We start from the raw sequence: 12,692 nt of genomic DNA, 5'->3' as shown, positions 1-12,692 counted from the left end.
GTCTTGATTCTTGACTCTTAATTCTTGATTCTTATTTGTAACAAAACCTATACTTAACACAAACTTCACATCGCTTTTTAATTTCAATGCTGATATTTGGCGATCCAAAAACAAAAAAATGAAGCTTAAATATCTGTTGCTTTTACTTTTAGCCGCTGCCACCCTATCGACATCGGCACAATCTCACAAAAAAAAACATAAACATACCACCAGGAGGAACAGCGACAGCGAAGTTACCTACCACCGAGAGCGCACCATGCCCATGCCTACCGGCCTGCCACGCCCCAAACTGGTTATAGGTCTTGTAGTTGATCAAATGCGTTGGGACTACCTGTACCGCTATTTTGACCGTTACGAAGATGGCGGCTTTAAGCGAATGCTTGGCGAGGGCTTTACCTGCGAGAATACCAATATTGATTATATCCCTACTGTAACCGCTGCCGGCCATACCTGCATTTATACCGGGTCGGTGCCGGCTATTCATGGCATTGCAGGTAACGATTTTATAGTACAGGCCACCGGAAAATCGATGTATTGCACGGATGACAGCACGGTAACCGCCGTTGGCAGCACCTCAAAGGCCGGCCAAATGTCGCCACGCAATTTGCTGGTAACTACCGTTACTGACGAGCTTAGGCTGGCAACCAATTTCCGCTCGAAAGTTATCGGTATCGCCTTAAAAGACCGCGGCGGAATTTTGCCCGCCGGGCATACCGCCAATGCGGCCTACTGGTTTGATGACGCCAGCGGCAACTGGATAAGCAGCACTTATTACATGACCGATTTGCCTGCCTGGGTTAAAAATTTTAACAGCCAAAAAATTGCCGAAAAATACCTTAAACAGGATTGGAATACCCTTTACCCTATAGCCACCTACCTGCAAAGCGCCCCCGATAACAGCGGCAAATACGAAGGCAAATTTGCCGGCACCAGTGCGCCAACCATGCCGGTTAATACATCGGCATTGTACAACGGCCACTTAGGCATGATCCGATCTACCCCTTACGGCAATTCGATGACGCTTGATATGGCTAAGGCAGCCATAGCAAATGAACAGTTAGGCAGCAATACAGTTACCGACTTTTTGGCCGTAAGCCTGTCTTCTACAGATTATATAGGGCACCAGTTTGGCCCTAACTCTGTAGAGATAGAGGACACCTACTTAAGGTTGGATCATGACCTGGCGGCCTTTTTTGCTTATTTGGATGTCACCCTGGGCAAAGGCAGTTACTCGGTATTTTTAACCGCCGACCATGGCGCTGCCCATAACGCCAACTTCCTGAAAGACCACAACGTACCTGCCGGAACATGGGACGATGCCGCCGCGCAGAAAGAAATGAACGTTGCATTGAACGAAAAATACAAAGTTCAAAACCTGGTTATCAGCATGGATAATTACCAGGTTAACCTTAACAATGCCGCCATCAAAAAAGCAGGCATCAGCGAAGGGGCCATAAAACTTGACTGTATAAACTATCTGCAAAAACAACCCGCTGTTCAATTTGCCGTTGATATGCAAAACGCCAACGATGCAACTATCCCGGTTGATTTACGCAGCCGCATTATAAACGGTTATAACACCGAGCATAGCGGCGTGATACAAATTGTATTAAAACCAGGCTATTACTCAGGTCACGGAGCAACCGGAACAACCCATGGCACCTGGGCGCCATATGACACCCATATACCACTGGTATTTATGGGCTGGGGTATTAACCATGGCAATACCACACGCCAAACCCACATGACTGATATTGCCCCCACGGTGGCATCACTATTACACATACAAGCCCCCGATGGCTGTATTGGCAAAACCATTAGCGAGGTGATCAGGTAATTCGGGGGCGGGTTGCGGGGTTCGGGGGTCGGGGGTCGGGTTCTGGAACTTGATTTTACGGCAACACGCCTCTCGCAACCCGAACCACATAACCACGGAAATACTTGTTTATTTAAAATATCAATTAAGAGGCGCATATTTGCGTCTCTTTTTAGTTGATTAGCTACAGGCACCACGCAACACGCCACCGAAATGAAAAAATACGTCTCAAAGTTTCATTACATCACGCAGGACATGCCGCAGCGCAGCCATATACAACAGGTTGAAATTGCGTGCAGTGCCGGGGCCAACTGGATACAATACCGCTGTAACACCAAGCCAGAAAACGAGCTGATAGCTGAAATTAACCAGATAGCATCTATTTGTGATGATTGGGGTGCTACGCTTATTATTACCAATCATCATCACCTGCTTGATAAAGTTGATGCCCAGGGGGTGCATATCGAAGATGGGGGTGCCGATTTTAGCGTGATTCGCGAGGCGATTAGCGACGATAAAACTTTAGGTGCATCGGCCACTAACCTGGCCGGCCTGCTAAAAACCCAGGATTCAGGCGTAGTTGATTATTGTGTATTGGGCCCGTTCGCCCATACTGAAACCAGGCCGAGTAATTTCCCCCTGTTGGGTTACGATGGTTACCGTCAATTGGAAAAAGCCTCCGTTGAAATTCCGGTTATTGCAACCGGTGGAATCCAGTTACAGGATGTTGAATTATTACTTAAAACAGGCATTTACGGCATAGCGGTTTCATCGGCCATCAACCGTTCTATTGATCCGGCCGGAATGCTGAAGGAGTTTTACAGAAAGATATATTAACTTCTTATAACCCAACAGTGAATTTCATATTAATAGTGCTTAATAACAAAAACTCGGCTGCCTATGCCAAAAACAGCAGCAAAAATCGCAGGTCAAAAAAGGCAGAGCTTTGTTTCAGCAATGCACATTTAACTATAACAAAGAATATTTTAGTTCATTGAACAAAATGAGACATTGATTTTATATATTGCATGTAAATCCAACATATAACCTATATTTCTTTATGGAAACCTATAATAGACTGTGGCGGTTGTTCTTTGCTATTGCGTTAGTTTCAATTGCGGTTCAACAATTTATCTGCTCTGGTTTCAGGCCGGTTATTATGCCTCCCGAGCCAGCATTTATAGGCCAAAGCACCTTCTGCATGTGCATATCCGGCATTTTGCTTATACTGGTATCTGCCGCTATTATATCGGGCATCAACTCGCACATCGTTGCCGACTACCTGGGGGCATTCATGCTGTTGATGATTGTCCTTTCGCACGTGCCTTATAACATTAAAATAAACCATTTTTTTTTAGCGGGATGGAACGATGCGTTTAAACTGCTGGCTTTATGCGGCGGGGCTTTTATTGTGGCTACATCTATCCCATCGGATACCGTTAGCGGTATCGACGCCGTTACAGAAAAAATACGGCCGGCCGGGCCATACTTTTTTGCTACAACCATGATTGTTTTTGGTATAGAGCATTTTATATATCCAAAATTTGTTGCCTTGCTGGTACCATCATGGATTCCTTTTCATTTATTCTGGGTGTATTTCGCGGGTATAGCGCTTATTGCTGCCGGCGCCGCCATTATGCTTAAATTTAAAGTGAAACTTGCGGCCACCTTATTGGGCATAATGCTGTTTTTATGGCTTGTAATGGTGCACATCCCACGCGGGCTCGATACCTCCATAGTTGATAGAGCCAATGAATGGACAAGCGTTTTTGAGGCTTTGGCATTTAGCGGCATAGCGTTTTTAATAGCCGGCACTTATAAACCGACGCAAACGGCGGCCAGTCAATAATTGGTCAAATCAGTTGCGTGTGTTTTAGCTAAAATGGTTTTGTTGTATATTCACGCAAAATTTAAAACTCATGACAGCTCTTAGCTTTTTACAACATCTCCATTCGGGTTTCAGGTATATTGTACTGGCGTTAATTTTAGCAGCCATTATTGGTGCGTTTATTGGGCTGACAGGGAAAAAGCCTTATACCAATGGCAATCGTAAGCTTAATTTGTTTGCCATGATATCGGCCCATACGCAGCTGCTTATTGGTATAGTACTTTATTTTGTAAGCCCGCTGGTACAGTTTAACAGCGAAACCATGAAAAATAAAGTGACCCGGTATTTCACTGTAGAGCATTGGGTTATCATGCTGATTGCACTTGCCTTAATTACCATTGGTCATAGCAAATCAAAAAAAGCAGCTACCGGCGAAGCCAAACATAAAGCCATTGTTACCTTCTATTTGATAGCTTTAGTGATAATTTTAGCCGGTATTATACTTATCCCACGTAGCTAATAGGATTTAGCAACAAATAAACTTTCAAAAAAATTTGATAATTCATTTTTCTTTATAAATTTGTGCCCACGATGATTAAAAACACAAATAAAAATAGCTGGTGGCACCAATTAAATTTGGCAGCCGGATACGTTTTTAGTCAGCGATGATCTAATCAATTGTAAACCTAAGTGGAAAACCCGGCGACCCCAATTCGCCGGGTTTTTTTATTTATATATTTTTGAAAACATAACATGAGCACTTTTAAAATAACAACCACCTATAAAAAACTACTGGCCGATACCACCACGCCGGTAAGCATTTACTTGCGCCTGCGCGATGTATTCCCCAACTCCCTGCTGCTGGAAAGCTCCGACTATCACAGCCGTGAAAATAGCTTAAGCTACATTTGCTGTGAGCCAATAGCCGGCTTTGTGCTCAATAACGGCATACTAAAAAAGCATTATCCCGATGGCAGCAACGAAAGCCTTGAAGCGGGCAGCTTTGAACTGATTGACCAGCTTAACCAATTTGTTGGTAGCTTTGAAACCGACCCTAACCCATTAAAAATAATCTCGAACGGTTTGTTTGGCTATTTCACACATGAGGCGGTTGAGCATTTTGAAACCATCAAACTAAAACAAACCGACGACAATCCCAGGCAAATCCCGGTAATGCAATACCACATTTACCGTTATATTATCGCTGTAGATCACTTTAAAAACGAGCTTTACATTTTTCACAACCAGGCCGAAGGCGGGCCAACCAACGGCGGTATCGAAAAACTGGAATACCTCATCAAAAACAAAAACTTCCCCGAGTACAGCTTTAAAAGCAGCGATGTAGAAAAATCAAACCTTACCAACGAGGAGTTTATCGCCATTGTTGAAAAAATGAAGCAGCATATTTACCGGGGCGATGTTTTCCAGATAGTGCCGTCGAGGGCTTTCTCCCGTACCTTCCAGGGCGATGAGTTTAACGTGTACCGGGCTTTGCGTTCCATCAACCCATCGCCTTATTTATTTTATTTTGATTATGGCGATTTCCGCATCTTCGGCTCATCACCCGAAGCGCAAATCACTATCAAAAATAACGTGGCCAGCATCTTCCCCATCGCCGGCACCTTTAAACGCAGCGGAGATGACGTGAAAGATGCCGAGATAGCCCGCAACCTGGAAAATGACCCTAAGGAATCGGCCGAGCACGTTATGCTTGTCGATCTGGCCCGTAACGACCTGAGTCGCCATTGCGAGCAGGTACAGGTTAAAGCATTTAAAGAAGTACAATACTATTCGCACCTTATCCACCTGGTATCGCACGTAAGCGGTAAGTTATTGCCCGGCGTGTCATCCTTCAAAATAGTTGCCGATACTTATCCGGCGGGTACTTTGAGCGGTGCGCCAAAATACAGGGCAATGGAAATTATTGACGAAAATGAAAAAGCCAAACGCAGCTTTTATAGCGGCGCCATAGGCTATATGGGATTTAACGGCGAATTTAACCACGCCATCATGATCCGCTCGTTCCTAAGCAAAAACAACACCCTGCACTACCAGGCGGGGGCCGGCATTGTAGCGGGCTCTGTTGCTGAAAGCGAATTGAAAGAGGTAGATAACAAAATAGCGGCGTTGAGACGAGCTGTGGAATTGGCGGAGGAATTGTAGAAGTCCCCTAACCCCCTGAAGGGGGAACGATAGTGGGTAATTAAATAGTTGAGTAAGATATTTTCAAGATATAACCATGAACGAACATACAAACTCCCCCTTCAGGGGGCCGGGGGGCTTGAGCAGCATCCTGATAATAGACAATTACGATTCCTTCACCTATAACCTGGTGCATTTGGTTAATGAGCTTGGCCTGCAGTGCGAGGTTTGGAGGAATGATAAATTTGCTTTGGAAGATGTGGATGCTTATGACAAGATCATCCTATCCCCGGGGCCGGGCATACCGTCTGAAGCAGGTTTATTGCTGGATGTGATCAGGAAATATTCGCCAACCAAAAGTATTTTTGGCGTTTGCCTGGGGCAGCAGGCCATTGCCGAAGTATTTGGCGGCAGCCTGTATAACCTGAGCCAGCCCATGCACGGGATTGCCACCCCCATAAAAGTGACCGATGCCGACGAGCAATTGTTTCGCGATTTGCCTGGGAGTTTTAAGGTGGGGCGTTACCATTCATGGGTTGTAAGCGCGAATGATTTACCCGAGGTATTAAAAGTAACGGCTATCGACGAAGAGGATAATTCCATTATGGCACTATCGCACCGCGAATATGATGTACGCGGCGTACAGTTTCACCCGGAATCGATATTGACTGAGTATGGTAAGGAAATGATGGGCAACTGGTTGAACGGGTAATTAACAGATATTGATAACTTTGCGAAAATGTAATGAGATATAAACAACCGTCATTGCGAGGTACGAAGCAATCCCCCACATGCTAAGTCCCACATAGTTCAGGATTGCTTCGTACCTCGCAATGACGGTCCTATTATAATTTGATCTATGACGATACTTGATAAAATAGTTGCCAACAAAAAAAAGGAAGTGGCTTTTGCCAAAAAACGGACATCATACGTCGAGCTGGAGGAGTCTGAATATTTCCACAGGGAAACATATTCATTCAAGGATTTCCTGCTTGATCCTGCCCGTACAGGTATAATTGCCGAATTTAAGCGCAAATCGCCCTCAAAAGGCATTATTAACGATAAGGTAAGGGTTAGCAAGGTAACAACAGATTACGCTGCTGCAGGAGCATCCGCGCTGTCTGTTTTAACCGACCGCGATTTTTTTATGGGCCGCAAAGCCGATTTAAAAAGAGCCCGTTCTGTAAATAACATCCCTGTTTTGCGCAAGGATTTTATGATAGATGAATACCAGGTAATTGAAGCGAAAGCATTAGGCGCCGATATTATCCTGCTGATAGCCGCTATTTTAACTCCCGCAGAAATTGACAAGCTTGCCACCCTGGCCAAAAGTTTAGATCTGAATGTACTGCTTGAGGTACATAACCTGGAAGAGCTGGAACGCAGCATCCACCCAAAACTGGATGCCATAGGGGTAAATAACCGCAACCTGGCCGATTTTACGGTATCTGTAGAAACATCCTACCAGTTGGCCAAACATATTCCTGCCGAATTTATGAAGATATCTGAAAGCGCCATCAGCGATCCGGAAACCATCAGGCACTTAAAGCTGGCCGGTTTTAACGGCTTTTTAATTGGCGAAACCTTTATGAAACAGCCAGACCCTGGTTTGGCTATGCGGGATTTTGTAGGGCAGTTGTAAAGGAAAAAGGAACTGTGATGTATAGTGCTGGTGGTCAAAATTAATAGGCACTAATTCACGCAAATTAAAAGCGAATTCCACGAATTCAATGCTGTACAAAACAACATAGAAACTGTTTCTCGGTGCCAGCAAACAATACAAATTTACATGCTTTCTTTTTTAATTCAAAACCGCCTTTTATTCATGCATAAACAGCTAAAAACAAGGCAATTATTTGATATTTTTTAGCAATAACTGCGCTATTTATCGACACAAAAAGTACATTTATTCACACAAAAATAAAATGTGCTTTTTATTGCAAAAATCTCAAAAAAGCAGCCTGAATAATCTGTGGGTTTTTAGGTTTTAAAACCGTCGGCATTGCCACCATTTTGTTCCTGGGCTTAGGGGATAAAATAAACCCGGCCGATAAGATAATTTAAAACGGGTACCCATAAAACCTGCAATAGAACCGGAAGAAAAACCCATAAAAAAGCGGGGCTGCCAATTGGCAGCCCCGCTTTTTTATGGGTACTATAAATTAGTGTTTATCGAAAAACAATTTGGTGGTTACCAAATCGCCGCCTATAGCAGTAGCAGCTTTGTTATAGTTGGTTACATTCACGTTTTGTTCATTAACAGGATATGTAAAGCGAACAGGGAACGCAGTTTGAGCTGTTGACGGTGCTGTAAGCACAGGGTAATCAAGCCTTCTTGTTTCTGTCCATGCATCCCAACCTCTGTTATATAATGCAAGGTATTTCTGAAGCCCGATTTTATGCAAATCAGTACCACCGGTAGCTGTTACAAACGCAACAGTAGGTTGTAACAGATAGGCTGCTGCTGCCGCTGCAGAGGCACCCCAATAAGTTACAGAAGCTGTTACTGCACTGTTATAGTGCCCTGCAACTGAACCGGTAACCGCATAGCCTCTTGATATCGCCTCGGCAAGGTTAAACTCCGTTTCTGAGTAATCTAACAGCAAACCAGGGAAATCAGGGTTAGTTATTTTTCCGATTGAAGAGCTAACCAATAACGGGCCTGATGGCTTTGAAAACAAGCTAAAAGTTGCACTTGATCCAGGATCTGCACCAGTATAGGTACCGGTAGAATTAACTGTAAAATAATATGGAAGCCTTGGATCAGCAAATGCAGTTTGCGGTTTTAAGAAACCCATAGTAGTACTGCAGGCAACAAAATCCTGTCTTGCGCTTTGTACCAAGTCAACCCATACCGGGTTGGTATTTGGCGGGCTGGTTAAATATTGAAATTGAGCATTGTCGCTATTTGAGGTAAATACTCCGGTAGCAACTGCTGATTCAACAACCGTTTTTGCTTTCGCATTATCCAGGTCGGCTATGGTGATACCCATTTTTAGTTTGAGGGTAGCAGCAAATTTTTTCCATTTGGTAACATCACCTCCGTAAATCACATCTGCCGAGCCAAAGCTTGCCGCTCCTGTATTTAAAGCTGCAATATCAGCATCTAACCGGGTTAACAAACTGTAATAAACTGTTTTGGCATCATCAAACCTCGGGAAAGGCTTGCTTATATCCAAAGCATCGGTATATGGGATATCACCAAAAGTGGTTACAAGGTAATAGTACGTATATACCTGCATCACATCTGTAATAGCAATTTCGTTCTTTTGTATATCAGCACCGGTTACGTCAGTTGGTATCAGCACTTTTGTACGTTCGAAATTATAAAGCACATCCCGGTACAATGCATTCCATATACCATCAGGGATAGAACGGGTAGTGATATCGTAGTTACTCTCGTCGGTATATGTTGTTTCCTGCCATTGCTGCTCTATCAAACGGAATATATTTAAATTTACGTTTGATGATGTTACGGTGTTACTTAATCTTCTCTGAGCATTGGTAAACAAGGCGTAAGAAGGAACTATCGACGGATTCTTCGGGTCATTATTCAGACTCGTAAGATCCTTTTTACACGCCGAAAACAGTATCGACGTCAGTAAAAATACTCCTAATATTTTTTTCATAATTCTTTTACTTAAAAACGTAATTTCAAATTCAGTGAAATGGTGCGTGTAGTTGGATAAGCACCTACCTGGTAACCTTGTAAATTGCCGGATGTTAAACCTTCTTCAGGATCTGAGTAAGGTAAATTTTTATGTATTATCCACAAGTTTCTTCCAATAAGCTGGAAGGTAACTTCCTTAATCGGGCCAAGGGTTGATATCGTTTTTTGTGGCAGAGAGTAACCAATAAGGGCTTCTCTTAACTTTACATAACTTGCGTCATACACAAACGCTTTGTCGGGCAGGCGTGCATAACCAAAAGCGCCGTAGTTGCTTGCACTTACACGTACAGTATTTGGCGCACCACTTTCAGTTACACCTGGCCTGATAAAACCACCGCCATTAGCAAGTGTATTACGTACAGGGTTTCCTAAATCGTTGGTATAAACTGTTTCAGGATACAAACCTGTAGCTAAACCATAGTACATATCTGTTGAAAATACAGAACCGCCTTTCCTGATATCAACCAGGAAACTAAGGTTAAAGCCTTTGTAAGTAAAGCTGTTATTAATACCACCTATCCAATCAGGATTTGAGTTACCAATGTTTTCATTAGGGCCGCTTTGTAAATATTGGCCGTTAGCACCAACAATCTTCTGTCCGTTAGACGCGTATTTATAATCAGTACCCCTTATCATGCCAAAAGGCTGGTTTAAGCTGGCGTTAATTGATACACCACCCTGGTAGCTGTTCAGCTCCAGGTTTTTAGACTCTTCGCCTGTACCATCTTTAAATAACTCGGTAACCTTACTTCTGTTTCTTGTAAAGTTCAGGGTCATTTTCCAGTTAAAATCCTGTGTACGGATAGGGGTGCCGTTTAAGGATAGCTCGATACCTTTATTTTTAACTGTACCGGCATTTAAATAGCTGAAAGAATAACCTGTAGCTGTTGATACGTTTACAGGCAATATTTCGTCAAAGGTTGATGTTGCATAGTAGCTACCATCAAAACCTAAACGATTGTTAAAGAACGATAACTCCAAACCAACCTCGGCACTTTTTGTACGCTCTGGTTTTAAGTTAGGGTTGTTTTTGGTTGTATTAACAGCCGATTGCGGGCTTGAACCGAATGGCGGGATAATAGAATAAGTATCATTAACGCTATATACAGGGGCATCTGCACCTACCTGTGCGTAGTTGGCCCGTATTTTACCGTATGATAACCAGGTATATTGTTTCAACAATTCAGAGAAAATGAAACCACCTGCTATAGAAGGATAGTAATACGTGTTATTGGCCTTTGGCAGGGTTGAAGATTTATCTCTCCTGATAGTTCCATCTAACGTAATTAAATTGTTATAGGTAAGGGTTGCTCCGGCAAAAATACCATCAACCTCTCTAAGACCTTTGTACTCTACAGGGGCGTTAGGTGTATTTAAAGAGTTTGAAAGTGAGTATACACTCGGAACAATTAAACCACCATTAGTAACTGAATATACACTTTGAGTGTTTTCTTTCCTGATGTTTGTTCCTAACAAAGCTTTCAGGTTGAAAGATTTTGACAGGTTTTTATCAACGTTTGCTAACAGGTCATAGTTAGTTTCAGAAAAGCTCTTGTTGTTTCGTGAATAATATGGAACACCAACACTGCTTACATTTTTGCGTTCCTCATCTAATTCTGTGTAAGAATCTAATGATGTTCTGCCTGTAATAGTTAACCAGCTAACGGGTTTGTAAGTAGCATTAACGTTGCCAATATACCGGTTACGTGTATCGCTTTCAAAGTTTTGGTAACGTACATAATATGGGTTATCCCAAAATATCGGGCTTAAATTACCTGCCAAAGGATCAGCATAGTTCCAGGTAACGTTTTGCCCTGTTCTGTCATAAGCAGCTTTCAAGGCCTTAACATCATTATTTACTTCCCACCACTGCCTGAAGTTAGTCATAACGTTTCTGGCGCTTGCACCATCATAACCTGTTCCCGGGCGGCCAACACCATTAATATTGTAGTAATTAACGCTACCGCCTACAGATAATTTAGATGTAATGTTATAAGTTCCGCCTAAATCAACTATGTTCTTTTTGATGCTGCTATTAGGAATAATCCCGTTTTCATCATTACGGGTAAATCCTAATTTAAATGATCCTCCATCGGTTCCGTTGGTGATCATGATGCTTTGGTTATTTGAAACCGGTTTCACAAAAAACGAAGTAGGATCGTTTGTTGCTGCAACCCACGGCGTAGCTTTCTGATAATTTGCGGATGTTTTATCAAAAGCATCCCATTGGTAAACCTTCAGGTTTGGATCAAATTTAGCACCGTATGATGCATCCTCTGTTGTTGGCGTAACTAAATCATTTTTGCCATCTCCGTTTACATCTCCGTAAAAGAAATATCCGGTAGGGTCGTTGTAGTAATTACCATAACCTGCGCCATAGCTATGCTGATATTTTGCAAAGGTAGATTTATCTACCTCGCCAACGCTAACACTGCTGTTAATGGTAATGCCAACGCCTTTTTTTGCCTTTTTACTGGTGATTAGGATAACGCCATTACTACCACGTGAGCCATAAAGCGCACTGGCTGCAGCGCCTTTTAAAACCGTAACCGACTCAATATCGTCCGGGTTAATATCTGATGAAGGGCTTCCGTAATCGTAACCGCCGCCACCAGATTGCTGGGTAGAGCTATTGTTATTGCTGTTATTTACCGGCACACCATCAATAACAAACAACGCCTGGTTGTTTCCTGTTATTGATTTTACACCCCTTAATACAACATTGGTAGACGAACCCAGGGCGTTGTTTTGGCGGATCTCTAAACCGGCAACTTTACCCGACAAGCCATTAATAAAGCTTGAAGACCGTGTTTTGTTAACCTCGTCGCCCGATACTTGTTGTGCAGCATAAGATTGTTGGTTGCGGGTTCTGGAAATACCCAACGCACCGGTTACAACAACTTCGCCAAGTTGCTGGCTCGATGCTACCAGTACAACATCCATTCTGCTGCCGCTTACAGGCAAAGATTGTGTGATGTAACCAATAAAGCTAAATGATAATGTTGCGTTGTCGGGCACGGATAAGGAGTACTTCCCGCTTACATCGGTTTGGGTACCGGTTGTTGTGCCCTTAATGCTTACTGATACCCCCGGCACCGGTAAGCCATCTTCCCTGGCCGTAACCTTTCCGGTTACGGTATGGTTTTGCGCATATAGCTGTGTTGCAGCAAGTAAAAAGATGCACAAAGTCGTAAGTAGACTTTTTTTCATGAATAATGTGTTAGTTAATAGTTAAA

At 43.1% G+C, this 12,692-nt stretch carries 9 protein-coding genes; 7 read left to right on the top strand and 2 right to left on the bottom strand.

Annotated elements, in window-relative coordinates; genetic code table 11:
- Window positions 1–118 precede the first annotated feature (118 nt).
- The 7 genes from pafA (at window position 119) to trpC (ending at window position 7,428) form a co-directional block, all read left to right on the top strand.
- Window positions 119–1,837, top strand: a complete 1,719-nt coding sequence (gene pafA, locus AC1RM2_RS16705; RefSeq protein ID WP_492986328.1) for an alkaline phosphatase PafA — start codon at window positions 119–121, stop codon at window positions 1,835–1,837.
- A gap of 192 nt (window positions 1,838–2,029) precedes the next feature.
- A complete protein-coding gene (locus AC1RM2_RS16700) occupies window positions 2,030–2,653 on the top strand; it encodes a thiamine phosphate synthase (RefSeq protein WP_492986327.1) in 624 nt (207 codons plus the stop codon).
- 223 nt (window positions 2,654–2,876) lie between these two features.
- Window positions 2,877–3,665 (top strand): DoxX-related protein, encoded by a 789-nt coding sequence (locus AC1RM2_RS16695; RefSeq protein ID WP_492986326.1) that lies wholly within the window; start codon window positions 2,877–2,879, stop codon window positions 3,663–3,665.
- Window positions 3,666–3,735: 70 nt separating this feature from the next.
- A complete protein-coding gene (locus tag AC1RM2_RS16690; protein ID WP_492986325.1) occupies window positions 3,736–4,164 on the top strand; it encodes a cytochrome B in 429 nt (142 codons plus the stop codon).
- A gap of 233 nt (window positions 4,165–4,397) precedes the next feature.
- Complete coding sequence (locus tag AC1RM2_RS16685) at window positions 4,398–5,807, top strand: anthranilate synthase component I family protein (protein WP_492986324.1); 1,410 nt, start codon at window positions 4,398–4,400, stop codon at window positions 5,805–5,807.
- Between the two features lie 76 nt (window positions 5,808–5,883).
- Entirely contained in the window at window positions 5,884–6,498 is a 615-nt protein-coding gene (locus AC1RM2_RS16680) for an anthranilate synthase component II (protein ID WP_492986323.1), read from the top strand.
- Window positions 6,499–6,645: 147 nt separating this feature from the next.
- Window positions 6,646–7,428: an indole-3-glycerol phosphate synthase TrpC gene (gene trpC, locus AC1RM2_RS16675; RefSeq protein ID WP_492986322.1), complete on the top strand. Its 783-nt coding sequence runs from the start codon at window positions 6,646–6,648 to the stop codon at window positions 7,426–7,428.
- A 520-nt stretch (window positions 7,429–7,948) separates the two neighbouring features.
- Here the strand turns inward: trpC and AC1RM2_RS16670 are convergent.
- Together AC1RM2_RS16670 and AC1RM2_RS16665 are read right to left on the bottom strand one after the other, a co-directional pair.
- On the bottom strand, window positions 7,949–9,415 hold the full coding sequence (locus tag AC1RM2_RS16670) for a SusD/RagB family nutrient-binding outer membrane lipoprotein (protein WP_492986321.1): 1,467 nt from the start codon (window positions 9,413–9,415) through the stop codon (window positions 7,949–7,951).
- A gap of 11 nt (window positions 9,416–9,426) precedes the next feature.
- Complete coding sequence (locus AC1RM2_RS16665) at window positions 9,427–12,666, bottom strand: SusC/RagA family TonB-linked outer membrane protein (protein WP_492986320.1); 3,240 nt, start codon at window positions 12,664–12,666, stop codon at window positions 9,427–9,429.
- Between the last annotated feature and the right edge of the window lie 26 nt (window positions 12,667–12,692).

This window comes from Mucilaginibacter sp. GW822-FHT03E02, assembly GCF_058801545.1.
The sequence above is the reverse complement of the archived record's forward strand: the minus strand, read 5'-3'. Positions and strand labels throughout refer to the sequence as shown.